Source organism: Fusobacterium varium, assembly GCA_021531615.1.
Lineage (GTDB): Bacteria > Fusobacteriota > Fusobacteriia > Fusobacteriales > Fusobacteriaceae > Fusobacterium_A > Fusobacterium_A varium_C.
Window position 1 is genome coordinate 33742 of the sequence record JADYUE010000011.1, and the last position, 16338, is coordinate 50079.

At 26.6% G+C, this 16338-nt stretch carries 20 protein-coding genes; 5 read left to right on the forward strand and 15 right to left on the reverse strand.

Going from position 1 to position 16338, the window contains the following annotated elements:
- Positions 1-228: 228 nt before the first annotated feature.
- From I6E31_05755 to I6E31_05825, 15 genes are read right to left on the reverse strand one after another with little or no spacing between them, the layout of a single operon-like run.
- The gene (locus tag I6E31_05755) at positions 229-651 is read right to left on the reverse strand and encodes a HutP family protein (protein ID MCF2639479.1); all 423 of its coding nucleotides are present in this window, start codon (positions 649-651) and stop codon (positions 229-231) included.
- A 45-nt stretch (positions 652-696) separates the two neighbouring features.
- Positions 697-1170 (reverse strand): 2-C-methyl-D-erythritol 2,4-cyclodiphosphate synthase, encoded by a 474-nt coding sequence (locus I6E31_05760; protein MCF2639480.1) that lies wholly within the window; start codon positions 1168-1170, stop codon positions 697-699.
- Positions 1171-1177: 7 nt separating this feature from the next.
- Positions 1178-2173 (reverse strand): D-glycero-beta-D-manno-heptose-7-phosphate kinase, encoded by a 996-nt coding sequence (rfaE1, locus tag I6E31_05765; GenBank protein ID MCF2639481.1) that lies wholly within the window; start codon positions 2171-2173, stop codon positions 1178-1180.
- Positions 2174-2189: 16 nt separating this feature from the next.
- Positions 2190-3854: a type II secretion system protein GspD gene (locus tag I6E31_05770; protein ID MCF2639482.1), complete on the reverse strand. Its 1665-nt coding sequence runs from the start codon at positions 3852-3854 to the stop codon at positions 2190-2192.
- Complete coding sequence (locus I6E31_05775; protein ID MCF2639483.1) at positions 3851-4672, reverse strand: hypothetical protein; 822 nt, start codon at positions 4670-4672, stop codon at positions 3851-3853. Before I6E31_05775 ends, I6E31_05770 begins: the two co-directional genes overlap by 4 nt.
- Positions 4669-5862: a hypothetical protein gene (locus I6E31_05780; GenBank protein ID MCF2639484.1), complete on the reverse strand. Its 1194-nt coding sequence runs from the start codon at positions 5860-5862 to the stop codon at positions 4669-4671. Before I6E31_05780 ends, I6E31_05775 begins: the two co-directional genes overlap by 4 nt.
- Positions 5855-6403, reverse strand: a complete 549-nt coding sequence (locus tag I6E31_05785; GenBank protein MCF2639485.1) for a hypothetical protein — start codon at positions 6401-6403, stop codon at positions 5855-5857. Before I6E31_05785 ends, I6E31_05780 begins: the two co-directional genes overlap by 8 nt.
- Positions 6404-6419: 16 nt before the next feature.
- Positions 6420-7010 carry a hypothetical protein gene (locus tag I6E31_05790; protein MCF2639486.1) on the reverse strand — a complete coding sequence of 197 codons (591 nt, stop codon included), beginning with the start codon at positions 7008-7010 and terminating at the stop codon, positions 6420-6422.
- Entirely contained in the window at positions 7003-7455 is a 453-nt protein-coding gene (locus I6E31_05795; GenBank protein MCF2639487.1) for a prepilin-type N-terminal cleavage/methylation domain-containing protein, read from the reverse strand. The genes I6E31_05790 and I6E31_05795 overlap by 8 nt, the downstream gene beginning before the upstream one ends.
- On the reverse strand, positions 7452-7883 hold the full coding sequence (locus I6E31_05800) for a prepilin peptidase (GenBank protein ID MCF2639488.1): 432 nt from the start codon (positions 7881-7883) through the stop codon (positions 7452-7454). The genes I6E31_05795 and I6E31_05800 overlap by 4 nt, the downstream gene beginning before the upstream one ends.
- Before the next feature lie 5 nt (positions 7884-7888).
- A complete protein-coding gene (locus tag I6E31_05805) occupies positions 7889-8383 on the reverse strand; it encodes a prepilin-type N-terminal cleavage/methylation domain-containing protein (GenBank protein ID MCF2639489.1) in 495 nt (164 codons plus the stop codon).
- 27 nt (positions 8384-8410) lie between these two features.
- Entirely contained in the window at positions 8411-9589 is a 1179-nt protein-coding gene (locus I6E31_05810; protein MCF2639490.1) for a type II secretion system F family protein, read from the reverse strand.
- The gene (locus I6E31_05815) at positions 9589-10875 is read right to left on the reverse strand and encodes a type II/IV secretion system protein (protein ID MCF2639491.1); all 1287 of its coding nucleotides are present in this window, start codon (positions 10873-10875) and stop codon (positions 9589-9591) included. Before I6E31_05815 ends, I6E31_05810 begins: the two co-directional genes overlap by 1 nt.
- A gap of 1 nt (position 10876) precedes the next feature.
- Complete coding sequence (locus I6E31_05820) at positions 10877-11062, reverse strand: hypothetical protein (GenBank protein ID MCF2639492.1); 186 nt, start codon at positions 11060-11062, stop codon at positions 10877-10879.
- Positions 11063-11611 (reverse strand): type II secretion system protein, encoded by a 549-nt coding sequence (locus I6E31_05825; GenBank protein MCF2639493.1) that lies wholly within the window; start codon positions 11609-11611, stop codon positions 11063-11065.
- A gap of 199 nt (positions 11612-11810) precedes the next feature.
- On the opposite strand from I6E31_05825, the gene I6E31_05830 reads away from it, so the two are divergent.
- From I6E31_05830 to I6E31_05850, 5 genes are all read left to right on the forward strand, one after another.
- On the forward strand, positions 11811-12860 hold the full coding sequence (locus I6E31_05830; protein ID MCF2639494.1) for an FUSC family protein: 1050 nt from the start codon (positions 11811-11813) through the stop codon (positions 12858-12860).
- Positions 12857-13312, forward strand: coding sequence for a YhcH/YjgK/YiaL family protein (locus I6E31_05835; protein MCF2639495.1), 456 nt, complete (start codon positions 12857-12859; stop codon positions 13310-13312). Before I6E31_05830 ends, I6E31_05835 begins: the two co-directional genes overlap by 4 nt.
- Before the next feature lie 270 nt (positions 13313-13582).
- The gene (locus tag I6E31_05840) at positions 13583-14521 is read left to right on the forward strand and encodes an ABC transporter substrate-binding protein (GenBank protein ID MCF2639496.1); all 939 of its coding nucleotides are present in this window, start codon (positions 13583-13585) and stop codon (positions 14519-14521) included.
- A 16-nt stretch (positions 14522-14537) separates the two neighbouring features.
- Positions 14538-15395 (forward strand): ABC transporter permease, encoded by an 858-nt coding sequence (locus I6E31_05845; protein MCF2639497.1) that lies wholly within the window; start codon positions 14538-14540, stop codon positions 15393-15395.
- A gap of 5 nt (positions 15396-15400) precedes the next feature.
- On the forward strand, positions 15401-16162 hold the full coding sequence (locus I6E31_05850; GenBank protein ID MCF2639498.1) for an ATP-binding cassette domain-containing protein: 762 nt from the start codon (positions 15401-15403) through the stop codon (positions 16160-16162).
- Positions 16163-16338 lie beyond the last annotated feature (176 nt).

Below are 16338 nucleotides of genomic sequence, written 5' to 3' on the forward strand. Positions count from 1 at the left end.
TTCCCTAAAAAATAAGAAAACACCTAATAGTTCTATCATATTTGTCATCCTTTAATATCTTTTTAGCATTTTTTTGTTTAAATGTCAAGCTTAATATTTATTTTTCAAACATTTATTCTGGAGTTTTTATAATTATTTTTTCTTTATTTTAAAATTTTTTCTTATAACATAACTAAAAAATACACCTTTTATATTAAAAAAATAACATAAAAAGTGTATTTTATCTCTTTATTCTTCTTCAATTGGCACAGCTCTATGCCCAAGACCTATAACTACCTCATCTAATCTAAACATTCCTATTGTTAAAAAAATACATACTGATAGATGTTCTTTACATCTTGCTATTCCTATTTTTCCTCCAACATTAAATCCCACTGCTTTATCCATAATTTGAGCAATAGCCTCTCTTGTTGCTCCTGTTAAAGCTCCTTCATAAACATGAGATTCAGAGATTATTCCATTTCTTTTTGAAGCAACTAATGCTCTCTCTAAAATCTTAGATATAGAATCTACAACATTTCCTCCTATATCTACTGCTGCTGTTTTTATTCCTTGCTTTATATATTTTTCTTTTAATTCTATCTCTTCTTCTCTAGAACTCATTGCCATTATAACTGAAGCTTTAGCTATATCTTTACTCTTATATTGCATTCTATTACCCCTTTCAATCAATTTATTCTCAAGTTTAATCTATTTTTATTTTTCAAGGAGTACAACACAATATGATTTTACTCCACTTTCATCTCCAGTAAATCCTAATTTTTCCTCAGTTGTTGCTTTTACACTAACTTGTTCTATTTCTAATTCTAAAACTTCTGCTATTCTTTTTCTCATAGTTTCTATATATGGTTTTACTTTAGGTTTTTGCAATACAATTATAGAATCAAGATTGATTATCTTATATCCCTTTGAATATATCAACTCTTTAACTTTACTTAATAATAGCATACTATCTATATTTTTATACTGCATATCTGTATCAGGAAAGTGTTGTCCTATATCTCCTAAAGCTAAAGCTCCTAACATTGCATCCATTATTGCATGTACTAAAACATCTCCATCAGAGTGTCCCAACACCCCTTTTGTATGAGGTATTTCAACTCCTCCTAATATCAATTTTCTTCCTTCTGTTAAAACATGAACATCATATCCATTACCTATTCTTAGCATTTTATCACTATTCCCATCTTTCATAAATTCTCTTATAAAACTCTAATATTTCATCTTTTGTTACAGTAGAAGTTCCCATTTTACCTACAACTACCCCAGCTGCTGTATTAGCTATTTTTGCTGCTTCATGCCAAGAAACTCCAGATGCTGCTGCAAGAGTAAATACAGATATAACTGTATCTCCAGCTCCTGTTACATCATAAACCTCTTTAGCAAAAGTTGGAATATTTACTATCTTATCCTCAATAAAAAGACTCATTCCCTCTTCACTTCTAGTTAAAAGTAGATTGTCTAATTTTAATTTTTCCTTTAACTCCTTACCTACTTCTTCCATATTAGTAGCTCTTTCCATTCCTAGACACTCTTTTGCTTCTTTTCTATTTGGTGTCATTGAAGTCGCTCCATAATAGTTCATAGCATTTTTAGGTTTAGGATCAACTGTTACTATTTTTCCTCTATCTCTACACATTCTTACTATCTCTTTAGCTACCATTGGAGTAAGAACCCCTTTATCATAATCTGAAAGTATTACTGCATCAAGTTCATCTATCTTTGATTCTATATTTCTTAAAAGTGCATATTCTAAAAAAGTAGATATTGGAGTAATATCTTCCCAATCTATTCTTAAAAGTTGTTGGTTACTTCCAATTATTCTTCTCTTCACTATTGTTGTTCTCTCTTTATCTCTGATTAATCCTGAAACATCTATTTTTTTATCAGCAAAAGCTCCTAATAATCTCTCTCCGTTTGCATCATTTCCTATAACTCCAAAACATATTGTTTTAGCTCCTAAAGATGCTAGGTTATTTACTACGTTAGCTGCTCCTCCTAATACAAATTTTTCCTCTTTTACATTAACTACTGGAACTGGAGCTTCTGGAGATATTCTCTCAACTGTACCATAGATATAATCATCTAACATCAAATCTCCAACTACTCCTATTTTGATATTTTTAAAATTATCTAGTATTTTTTTTAAATCAAAATCGTTTTTTACTTCCATACCTTATCTCCTTTTATTAAAATGCAGGATATACTTTTCTATTCTCTAGCTCTTCAACCTGCTTATTTATTTTATTAAATTCCTCTTCTTTTTCTTCACCTTCTATATCTACCTTTAGTCTTACATAGATATCTGTTTTTTCCTTCTTTATCTCTTTATTCTTAAAAAATACACCTAATACAGGTACATCTCCTAAAAGTGGAACTTGACTATTTATATCGTAAGCTGCTGAACGTTTTAGCCCTCCAATAAATATAGTCTCTCCATTTCTCATTTTTACAGTAGTTTCTATACTTCTTCCTATTTTAGATCCACCATTTGAGTTATATGTTCCTGTATCTTCAGTAATATTTTCATTTTTTATTTTCTTCAGTTTAAAATTACTTACTTCTATTTTTACTTTTAAAAAAACAGTATCATTTTCTCCTATTGTAGGTGTTACTTTTAAAATTATCCCTGCTTCTTTAAAAATAGGGGTATATGTAGTTTTCTCTGTATTATCATTTTCCTGTTTCTCTTCTCCTACAATTACCTCTTCTGTTATTTTAAATTCTCCCTCTGCTCCATCTGTAACCACTATTGAAGGCATTGCAGTTATAACTAAATCCTGTGTACTTTGTAAAAGATTTAATCCCATTCCTAAAATATCACTACCACTATTAAACTGTCTTATCAAACTTATTCCAGAGCTCAATACATTTCCTGCTCCCTCTACACTGCTATTCCCCAATATTCCTATATCTGTTCCTGAACTTTTATCTATACTTCCACTTGAACTATATAACCAATCAAAGCCTAATTCTTCAAAAAGATTTTCTGTTACATCAAAAATTTGAGAAGTTATTCTCACCTGTTTAATATCCCTATCTATATCTTTTATAAAGTCTTCAACTTCAATTATAATTTTTTCATTCCCTGTTATTACAATAGAATTATTTTTTTCTAAAACAGCTATATCAATTATATCTCCATAAATTTTATTTAAAATCTCTTGTATCTCTTTAGAATTTATATTTTTTAACTTTATCTTTTTACTACAAAACTCTTTATAACCTCTCTCTTCCTCTTGTAAGTTACTATTTTGATATATTTTACTACTTCTATTTTTTCTCATCCTTATCTCTATAGTACTCAAATTTTCTACAAGTTTTATAATTTTACTGGTACTTTCATATCCTGCTTTCTCAAATTTTACCATATAAATTCCAGGTTTCAAATTATTTATAATAAAATTTCCATCATATATAGTTTTAACTGAATCCATAGCCATATCTTTTATAGTAATTTTTACATTTTCTAGACCTTGATTTTCCTCTTCGTCTAAAACCTGTCCAGCTAAAGAAAACTCTCCTAAATCACCTGTCTTATTCTTAGTCAATACTATTATATTAGCCATCTCTTTAAGTTTTAAATCATTTGTCATACATATTGACTCTAAAATATCTTTTAAGTTCTCTCCCTTAGAAAAAAACATATCTAATTTAATATCCTTGCTCTTGTCATCAACAACTATACTTTTCCCTGATTCCTTTGATAAAATAGCTACAACATCAGATAATATCATATCTTTTAACTCTAAATCTTGCTCTATTTTTATTAAAGTTAAATTATTTTTTCCTGTTTCTCCATTACTATTATAACAAATAAAAAAAATTAATAAAAGTATTAGATATTTTTTCATCTTATCTCCCCACTATTTAAATATATTCCATCTTCTTTAATTTTAATTCTATATTTTTTTCCATCTTTTTCTATCTCTTCATTCTCACAAAAAATATTTCTTCCACCTTTTTTATATTTTAAAAGTAGATATCTATTTTTATTTAGATTTAAAATCTTTTTCTCTAAAATATCTAATTCATCAAAAGAGATAAAAATTATCTTCTCTTTAGTTAAGCTTTCTCTCTTTTCTACATCTTTTTCCTCTACCTCTTTTTCTAAAAGATTTAAAATATATCCTGCTATCTTTAACTTAATTTTACTTTCTTCCTCTTTTATTTCCAAATAAATTGGAGTTTCTACTAAGGAAATTAATTTTTCTCCATTTTCCAGCTCCTGTATAAACTCTTTTATATTTTTTTCTTTTCCTATTATCTCATAGCTAATATAGGCTTTCCCTTCTGTTTCACCACTCAATTTTTCTACTCTTCCAATTATTTGAGAATATAGATTATATTTTTTTAGTTTTTCTAATATAGTTTTTTCAAATTCATTTATATTTTTAAAACTTTTGGCTATAATTTTCTCTCTATTATTTTTAAATCTATTTTCTATCTCTTTCTCTTTTTCAATCTTACTATTATATATCTTCTCTACTATCTCTTTTTCTTTACTAACTTTCTTTAATTTTATTTCAGCCTCTCTAACTGTTTCTCTTTTTAGTTTTAATTTATTGTATGGAGCTATACAACAAAAATAAAAAAATATTATGTTTAATCCTATTAAAAATACTCCTATTATTTTCTCTTTATTCTCTTGAAAAATATTGATATTTATCATAAACAAACCTCAACCTCTAATTGAAAATCATAAATTTCATCTTCTCTTTTTATATAATCATGATTTAAGTTTTTAAATTTACTATGTTCTACTATTTTTTCTTGAAATTTTAATATTTTTTCCTCATTTATACTTTTTCCAAGAATCTTTAACTTATTTGTTTCATTAAGTTCTATATTTAAAATAGTCACTCCCTTAGGTTTAAACTCATCTAAATTTTTTAATAGAGAACCTAATTTTATATTTTTAAATTCTATTCTCTTTAGCTCTTCCTCTCTTATCTTTTCTTTCTCTTCTATTTCAATTATTTTCTCTCTTATCTCTTCTATTTCATCTTTATAAACTCCTATATTCTTTTCTAAATCACCTATTTTCTCAACATTTAAATTAGAAAAATAGTGAAATATCATTCCCAATAATATTTGTAAAATAAAAACAGTAAAAAAAATTATTATCTTTTTCTTTATTGAACTTCTCATTTTCAAAGATTCTAAATATTCTAATGGTAAAAAATCATAATTATAGTTATACTCTATCTCATTTTCTTTCCAATTATTAATCTCTACATCTATATTATCTATCTCCTGAAAAATCTCTCCTATCTCTCTATCTTTTTCATAAAATGATATCTTCTCAAACTCTGTTAAATCTATTTCTAATAGATCTTGTAAAATCTCTTCTACTTCACTTTCTAAAATTTTTTCTTTTTCTATTTCAAGTTCATCTATATTTTTAATTTTTCCATCTTTAAGTTCTATTTTTATCACTTTTTCTTCATCTATATCTATAAACAATTCAGCTCTATTTTTATCTATTTCTATACTTCTAAGAAAAAAAGCTGGAACTATCCCAGATATTCTTATCTTCTTTTCCTTTCCCTCTTGAAGAATCTCTTCAACAATATCTCTTTTTAAAAGAATTATTACTATCTCTTCAAACTCTTCATCTTCTCTTAAAACTATCTCTTTCTCAATATATTCAACAGGATTATAATCATCTACTCTCTCTTCTAAAATCTCTTCAATCTCTAATTCTCTCTCTTTTTCATCTAATCCTTTCTCTAAACTTATCTTCTCTATCTTAAAATATCTATTTTCTAGAACAATTATTCCAGATTTTAATTCTCTTTTCATCTCTTCTAAAGTTATATACACTATTTTCTTTTCTGATTTGAATCTATCTTTAAACATATTTACTCACCATAACTTCCTCTATTTTTTCTAAATCAGGGGTTTCTAAATTTATATTTTGAAATTTATACTCCAATACTACTTTAGCTATAAATTTTAACTTTATCTCTCTATTCTCAATATTTTTTTCTAATTCTATTTTAAATTGATTTTTTACTCTACCATTTTTTAATATTGTTGTTAATTTGGTGTAGAAATTTCCATTTCCTGCTCTATATACCTCTTTTCCCTCATAAAGTATCTTTCTTATTTTATAGCCACCATTACTTATGAGAATTGTTCCAGTTTTATTTTCCCAAACTCTTTTTACCTCTTTATTTCTTGCAAAGTAATCTAAACTATTTTCAAATTTTCCCTCGTTTATTCCTAAATCTATCTTATAAAGCTCACTATAAACTATTGTTTCTATATTTTCTCTTTCAATATTTAATTTTTGTCCCTCTATATAACTTATAATTCTTTTTCCTTTAGAATATACTATTCTATATCCTATAAAAAGAGTTCCCATTATCAAAGTTATAATAAAAAATACACTTAACATCAGAAAACCTCTTTTTTTACAATTTTCTTCCTTTAAGTGCATACTCTTTCAACTCCTTTATATAATTTTTTTCTTTTTTTACTTTCATAACTATTTTTATTCCTTTTTTATCTTGCTTAAAATAACCACTTACATAATCAAAAAGAATAAATTCCTCATTTGTATAGATATTTTTAAATTGGTTGGTGCATTGTGAAACTAAAAAAGTATCCCCTACAAATCTATACATATAATATTTTGAATATATCTTTCCATTCTTTACACAAGGAATTTCTAAAAATAGCATATTTCCCTCTTCTTTCATATCACTAAAAAAATTCTCATCTAATGATGAAGGCTTAACTCCTACTAATTGATATATCCCCTTTCCATTTATCAGTTTTTCTTTTCCTCTATACTCCTCTTCTCCAAAACTACTACTCTCTATCTCCTTAGCTAACATCTCAACTAATCTGGAGCTATTTCTCTCTATTCTCTCTTGAAAGAGAAAGTTTCCCTCTAATTTTAAAGTCATTCTTAAAATTGAAAAAATCATAGAGAAAAAAAGTAAAATTAAAGCTAAAGAAATTGTTATCTCAATACTTGTCATTCCCCTATTTTTATTCATAATACTCCTCTATATCTGTTATTAATTTTGTTATTTCAAGTTTTTTATATAAAGTTTCATACTCTACTTTTAAACATAAAATATCTTTCTCCTCAACAATAGATCTATTATCCAGTCTCTCTATTTTTACAAAAATTTTCTCCCCTTTTTTCCCTAAAAATGGAACTTCAATATTTTCTAAAACTCCATTTCCATTTATAAAATAACTATCTTCTAGAAATTCATATCTATATTCTCCTACATAGTTATTAAGTTTTTTATATCCTTTGCTCCTAATAGTTTTCTCTACCAGTTCTATATTTTTCATCCCTTTTTCAATAGAATAATATTTTCTATCTATCTCTAATATTAATCTATTAAATTCCATAGCAGGTATTATTGCTATAAGAAAAATAGTTATAGAGACAACTATTTCAATATATGTAAATCCATCGTCTTTTTTCATAATCTTTTCCATAACACTATATAAAGAGCTAAAATTAAAAATGGTGAGAAAGGCATCTGCATTTCTCTATCTCTATTTTTTATCAAAATAAAAACTCCGTATACTCCACCTATTAAAAAAGATAAAAGATAAAAAAAATACAGGTCATAAAAATCTGTATATCCCAATAAATATCCTGTACTAATCATAAATTTTATATCACCAAAGCCAACAACCTCTTTTTTTAAAAGATCTGAAACATATCCATACAATATAATAAGAGGCAGGGGATATATCCCTGCTCCTATTACACTATTTTCAATATCATTTCCCTTGTAAACTATTACTCCTATTAAAAATAAAAAGTTTAATATATTAGGAATATATAATTTTTTTAAATCTATTTTCATTATTAATAGTGTTAAAATAAACAATAGTATTTCCATTATTATCTCTAATACTCCACCCATTTTTTCTTTCCTGTTGTATCATATGGTCCTACATCTCCTAGAGGCTTAAACCATATATATACCCCATCTCCTTTAACTTTTGAAGTTGTCTCTGGATTTGTAAATGTAAAAGTTACCTCTCCTCCATATTTTATCTCTGCTTTTTTAACCTCTTCTTCATTTTCTCCAGCCTTACTTCCTCCAATTTCAACTTTACCATCTTTTAATTCAGCTTCTGCTTTAGAATCTAAATAAGGTAATAGATTTTCCATAGCTTTTTTTATACTCTCTTCACTTTCTGCCTCTTCTAAAGCTGATTTTTCATTTTCTACATAATATAACTCTGAAGCAGTTCTTAAAGCTGTCAATGTAGCTACTGCTTTAGCATCCTTTCCCTTAGCTAATTGTTCTCTAACTTTAGGAACAACCAATGTAGATAAAACTCCTACCAATGCAACTGCAATAACCATTTCAATCAATGAAAATCCACCATTTTTCATCTTCATACTTCTTCCCTCCATATTTTATTAATATATTAAATTGGACATATTAAAGATAGGCAAATATATTGCTATAATTATTATGCTCAAAATTAATCCTAAAACTATTATTAAAATAGGCTCTACTAAAGTTAGTAATTTTTTTATGCTATTTTCTATTCTCTCCTCTTCTAATTTTGCTATCTGTTCAAATATTTTTATAAGTTCTCCACTCTTTTCTCCCACTACTACTAATTTTCTATATTTTTCTGGAAATAAACTATTTTCTTCCATTACTTCACTTAATTGTTGTCCATCAAATAATGATTTTTCTAATCTTTCAATCTCTTTTTTTATAACAGTATTGTCGAAAAAATCTCTTAATAATTTCAAAATATCAAGTATTAACATTCCAGAAGAAAGCATAATAGAAATATTTTTAGAAAATCTTATAATATAGTTTCCTATTATAAAATCTCTTACTAAAGGAATCTTTAATAACACTCTATCTAAATATTCTTTTGTTCTACTATTACTTTTAATGTTTTTTAAAGAAAAAATTATTATTATTAATATACATATAATTATGAAAATAATACCATAAAAATTCTCACTCACCTTTATTAAAATTCTAGTAAGAAGTGGTAACTCTGTTTTGCTTTCTTCAAAAATTTTAATAAAATTTGGAAAAACAAAGATCATTAAAAATGTTAAAATCAAAACTGAAAAAGTTAAAACAATACAAGGATAAAAAGCAACTTCTTTTAATTTTTTTACTACTGCTAATTCCAATTCTAGATGTTCACAAATTTTTTTTAAATTCTCAACTAAGTTCCCAGAAATATCTCCTAAATTAACCATTCCAACATAAAAATTCCCAAACACCTTCTTGTTTTTTATAAAAACTTCTCCTATACTATCTCCATTTAAAAGATTTTCTCTCATCTCTTTTAAAATATTTTTAAAAGAACTTTTATACTGCCCCTCTTGAATCTCAAAAACCTTTATAATACTAATTCCACTTTCTAACATAATTATTATCTCTTTAGTAAAATTTAGTATCTCTATCTTTGAAATTTTCACATTCTCTTTTATTTCAAAAAATTCTTTTAATCTTAATCTCTCTTTTCTTAAAAAAATTTTCAACTCTTTTTCATCTTTAGCAACTAAGATTCCCTTTCTAAGTTTTCCATATTTATCATAAGCTTTATACTTATATTTTCCCATCAACATTGCCTCAACAATTCATTTAATGAAGTAATTCCCTTTCCTGCTTTCTCTATTCCATCTTCTAATAATTTTTTCATTCCTTTTTTCAATGCAATTTTTTCTATTTCTAAGGATGATTCTCCTCGATTTATCATATTTTTTATCTCTACATCTGGAATAAATACTTCAAAAACTCCTATTCTTCCTCTGTATCCTGTAAAATTACATTTTTCACAACCTTTTTCTACATAAAAATTTAAACCTTTATATTTTTCTGCTTCATATCCTAAACTCTTTATTTTCTCTTTCCAATATTCATCCTTTACTTTACATTCTGGACAAAGTCTCCTCACCAATCTTTGAGATATGATACAAGAAAGAGAGGCTGATATCATATAAGCTGGAATACCTATATTGATTAATCTATCTATTCCCCCTATTGAATCATTTGTATGAATAGTAGATAAAACCATATGTCCAGTTATTGAGGCTTTTACTGCTATCTCTGCTGTTTCATAATCTCTTATCTCCCCTACCATCAATATATCTGGATCTTGTCTTAAATAAGCTCTCAACATTACAGCAAAAGTTCTTCCAATCTCATTTTTACTCTGAACTTGATTTATCCCATCTATTTCATACTCCACAGGATCTTCAACTGTTAAAATATTTTCCTGCCCTGTATTTAATCTTTTTAAGATACTATATAAAGTACTTGTTTTTCCTGAACCTGTTGGTCCGCTCAATAGAAACATTCCACTTCTTTTATTTAATTGAAAAAGTATCTTTTCTAACTCAAAACTATCAATATCAAGTTTTTCTAAGTCAAAATCTATAATATTTTGATTCAATATTCTTATTACACATTTTTCACCATTAATTGTAGGAATTATAGATACTCTAAAATCTATTTTTTTCCCATCTATATCAAGTTCAAATCTACCATCTTGTGGCATTCTTCTTTCTACAATATCTAAATCTGCCATTATTTTTATTCTTGAAATTATATATTGCAAAAAAATAGTTCCCTTTATTTTTCCTACCTCAATTAAAACTCCATCAACTCTATATCTAATTCTAATATATTCTTTGTAAGACTCTATATGAATATCACTTACCTTCTCTTTTATAGCTTTCAGCAACATTGTATTAACTATCTTTACAACAACTGAATTTTCTTCTAAATCACTCTTCTTTTGAAAATATCTACTATTCTCAATATTTTGATTTTTTTCTAATTCTTTAAAAAGAGTTGTCATATCAAAAATATTCTCTTCTAAATTTTCAATCTTTGATTTTTTCATATTACTCCTCTCTTTTTATTATTTTAAAACTATTAGAATAATCTGGACTAGAAAGTTGAACATACCTAAAGTAATTTGTAGCACCTATTGTTATTCTTATTTTTATTAGCTCCTTACTTCTAACTTCACTAACTATAACTTTAAAGCAAAGAATAAAAAACATTAAAAATATCATTATTTTTTTCATTTATTCAATCCTCCAGTGAACACTATCAGGGTTAAATTTTTTATGATATAGCATTAAATTTTTATATTTCCATTTTTTATCACTTAGATTTCTATACACATTTATTTTGAGAAATTTAACTTTATCAAAACCATAAAAAGAGAGCCTATATTTTACAATTTCATCATAACCAAAAATATATAGACTAAATGATGGAGTAATATTTCCATGTTTTGTTATCTTTACATCTAATTTTTCTACCATTTCATTGTCAAAAACTGAAGAATACTTTAATTTTTCAGGTAATAACTCCTCTCTTTTTATTCTTCCCATATCTAAAACCTTTATTTTCTTTTGAGCATGTTCTATTTTTATGTTAAAATCATTTTCTGTATCAAAGGCTTCTGAAGTATATTCAGAAAACAAATTTAAAATCAAAGTTTTAGCTCTCTGTACATCTTGTCTCTCTTGAAGTTTCTCATAATAAAATACGCTTAAATAACTTATTCCAAGCACTAATACCACTGATATAATGATCTCTATATAAGTGAACCCTCTATCTTTTTTCATATATCCTCTTTTTTATGTTTTTAACAAATCTTTAATATATGATACAATGGTTTCTTATCTTTAAAAAGGATTTAGAGAATTAAATTTGCACTTTTAAATTTTAATGAGCCTTATAAATATTGATATTTTAACTAGCAGAAAAACAATTATAATGTTAAAATAAATTTAACTACAACTATTTTAAAACTTTGGAGAAAAGATGAAGGAAAAAAATATTAATATTTTAAAACGATCATTTCTTGTAGCTATTGCTGTAGCTATCTCAATTCATGTATGTAATTTTTTTAATCTATCCCACTTTTATGCTGGTATTGGAGCTTTAAATGTTTCAGATTTAAATGATTCAAAAACAAGAAAACAAGCTTATGATAGGGTTATAACTACTGTTTTTGGGGGAACAATTGCTTGTATCATATGTATGTTAGGATTTCAAGAAAATCTTATTATGTATGTATTTGGTCTATGTCTTGTCTGTTGTTTTAATGAGATAGTAGTCAAAGTCCCCTCTGCTGTAGGTTGTATTGCATTTACATATATTATGTTAAATGTTGATCCTGATAAAACTCCTATTAATTATCTTTTAGAAAGAGTTATCGGAACTTTTGCTGGAGTAGCAGCCATCTCTATTGTTATCACTCTGTATAACTATCTTTTTAATAAAGAAGAGATGAAGAAAAAAGTACCACCTACTCCAAAAGGAGATTTAAAAAAACTATTTCTAAAAGGATTAGAGCCTGGACTTGCTGTAATTTTAGGACTTTTTCTAGTTAAATTTGTAAATCATTTTTTTGATCCTGCATATATTACAAACTATACTTTATATTATTGTGCCTTAGCTATTGTTGTTCCTTTCAGACTTGAATGGTCTGAACTTCTTCTGAGAACTAAAGAGAGATTTTTAAGTACTGTCTTTGGTGGTGTAATAGCTTTTATTCTATATTTTTCAGGATTCCAAGGTACTTTTTGGTGTAGTGTGGGAATTATTTTAGTTATAATTATTACAGAGATATTTGTAAAAGTTCCTGCTTCATTAGGTGGAATTGTATTTATGTTTATCATGGTAAATATGAAAAGACCTGGATTGACACCTATGATCTACTATACAAATAGAGTCTATGGAACTGCTATGGGAATTATTACAATAATAATATTTTCATTTCTTTTTAATAAAATAGTTGAAAAATATAAACTTAAAGGTGTAAAATTAGAAAAAACAAAATTTAATAATTTATCTAGGAGGAAAAAATGATTTTTGATACTTTAAAAAACATTAAAAACTACAAAGGGATATCAACTAACCTTGACAAAGCAATTGACAGTATTATGAAAGGAGAATATTTAACAGCTCCTGCTGGAGTAACTAACATAGATGGAAAAGAAGTTTTCTTCAATGTTCAAGAAAATGTAATTCCTAAAAATGTTGAAGATACAGCTTTTGAAATTCATAAACAATATATAGATATTCAACTTATTATAGATGGAGAAGAAAAATTTGGATATGCTACTTTAGAAAATACAACTGCTAAAAATGAATTTAGCCCAGAAAAAGATTTTCAAGCATTAAATGGAGATGTTGAACTTACTTATACAATGAAAGCTGATAGATTTATTCTTTTCTTCCCTGAAGAACCTCATATGCCTTGCTTAAAATCTGGAGATACTGAAAAAATTAAAAAAGTTGTTTATAAAATAAAATTTTAAAAATTTAATTGACAAAAAAATTTTATAGGTATATAATCACCACAATAGTAGAGTCGCAAAGGCGACAAGTAGAATAGTAGAAAGTCTTAAAAATAAAAAACTTGTAGAATTGTAGAATAGTAGGGATCATAAAATATAATAATCAATACACTGTTTTTAGTGTATCTATTTGTGTATAACTGCCTTTTTACAATTTTGTAGAAAGGCTTTTTTATTTTTAAGGCAAAGGGAGGAAAAATGAGAACAAGTAGAATAGTAGGATTTGTAGAGATGATTTTTTTAACACTTTTAATATTTCTTTTACAGGTTATACCTGTTAAAGCTAATGAAAAATTTACCATTGGAATAACTCAATTTGCAGAACATCCAGCTCTTGATGCTGTAAGACAAGGTTTTGAAGATGAACTTAAAGCTCAAGGAGTTGATGCAAATATTATCTATAAAAACTCACAAGGAGATACAGGAGTTGCAGGGGTTATAGCTCAAAAATTTGTTGCAGATAAAGTTGATCTTATCTTTGGAATAGCAACTATCTCTGCTCAAACAGCTAAACAAGCTACTGATACTATACCAGTTCTTTTTAGTGCTGTTACTGACCCTGTACACTCTCAATTAGTTAATTCTTTAGAAGATGTTGGTGGAAATGTTACTGGAACAACTGATGCTTGCCCTATGGATAAGCAACTAGCACTATTTAAAAAATTAAATTCTGAAATTAAAAAAATTGGTATTATTTACAATACAAGTGAATCTAATTCAGAAATTCAAGTAACACAAGCTAAAGAGATTGCAAAAAACTTAGATTTAGAAATTATTGCTGTTGGAGTAAATAATATAAATGATATTCCACAAGCTATTAACTCTCTCGCATCTAAAGCTGATGCTCTATATGCTGTAACAGATAATATTGTTGCTTCTGCAGCAGGACTTATAGCTAAATCAACTATTGAAAGAGGATTGATCTCAATAGCTGCTGAAGAGGGACCTGTAAAAGGTGGACTTCTTATGACTGATGGACTTAGTTACTATGAATTAGGAAAACAAACTGGCGCTATGGCTAAAAAAATTCTTGTTGATAAAGTTAATCCTAAAGATCTTCCAGTTGAAAGCTTAAAAAATACAACTAAAATCGTCAATGAAAATACAATGAAAAAATTAAAATTAGAAAAAAATAATCCAGCTTTTGAAAGAGCTATATTTATAAAATAATCAAAGGGGTACTTATATGAATTCACTTATTACTATATCATTAGAACAGGGACTTATATTTGCAGTTCTTGCAATAGGAGTATTTATTACATATAAAATATTAGATTTTCCAGATATGTCTGTGGAAGGAACTTTTCCTTTAGGAGCATTTATCTTTGCAAAATTTATAACAAATGGATTTAATCCTATTTCAAGCACAATATTTGCTTTTATCTTTGGTTCTCTAGCAGGAGTTATAACATATTTTCTTCATATAAAAATGAAAATGGCATCTCTTCTTGCTGGGATACTTACAATGACTATTCTTTATTCTGTGAATTTAAGAATAAACTCAAAGGCAAATATTCCACTATATAATAATAGTTCTATTTTTGATTATGGTAATAAAATTGTTGTCTTAATAGTTATAGTACTTATAATAAAAATTCTTATGGACCTTTTCTTAAAAACAGAGATTGGATATCTTCTTATAGCTACTGGAGATAATGAAACATTAGTAAAATCTCTAGGTGTCAACTGTGATAAATTTAAACTTCTAGGTCTTGTTTTATCTAATGGTATTGTAGCTATAAGTGGTGCTTTAATGGCTCAATCTCAAGGATTTTCAGATATCAATATGGGAACTTCAATTATCGTATCTGCCCTTGCTTCAATAATAATTGGAGATACAATTTTAAAAAGAAGTACTAAAATAAAGGGAACTACTAGAGCTATATTAGGAGCCATAAGCTATAAATTAATTGGTGGATTTGCAATAGATTTAGGTTTTGCTCCTACTGATTTAAAAGCTATCAGTGCTGCAATTGTTATTATTTTTATTGGATACAATAATATGTCACTTTTCAATTTTAAAAGAAATATTAAAGAGAGGTAATAACTATGTTAACTATAAAAAATCTTAGTAAAAGTTTTAATGAAGGTACAGAAAATGAGATAAATATTTTTAATAATTTTAATCTTGAAGTAGAGGAAAGTGAATTTGTAGCTGTTCTTGGTTCAAATGGTTGTGGAAAAAGTACTCTCTTCAATCTAATTAGTGGTTCATTAAAAGAAAATAGTGGTACAATAACTTTAAGTGGAAAGAATATAAGCTCTTTAAAAGAGGAAAAAAGAGCTCTTAAAATTGGAAAGGTTCATCAAGATCCTTCAAAGGGAGTTTCTCCTTCTTTGACAATTTTAGAAAATCTTTCTTTAGCTATAAAGAAAAGTGAAAAATTCTCTTTAAGATCTTTAATAAAAAAAGATAATATTGAGAGATTTAAAGAAATTTTAAAAGAACTTGATTTAGGGCTTGAAAACAAACTTAATACTCAAGTTAAATTTCTTTCTGGTGGTCAAAGACAAGCTCTTTCTCTTATTATGGCAACACTTAAAAAACCTGAACTTCTTCTTTTAGACGAGCATACAGCAGCACTAGATCCTAAAACTTCTAAGATGATAATGGAAAAAACTAAACAACTTATTGATAAACAAAAAATAACTGCTATGATGATTTCTCACAATTTAAAAGATGCTATAAAATACTCTGACAGAATTATCATGCTTGATAAGGGTAGAGTTATTCTTGATGTTAAGAGCAAAAATATAACTGAAGGAGAACTTTCTAAAATCTACACTTCTAAAATGGAAAAAGCTAGTTAAAAGAATAAAAAGAGGTACTAGATTGATAGTTAAACTACCAATTTAATACCTCTTTAAAATTAAGTTTCAATTATCTTCCTATCATACCATTCCATTGAGCTTCTTCTTCGAGGGTGTGAACTTATTTCTGTAAATTAGTACTTTCTATGATAAAATTTATTTATTTAAAAGTTTAG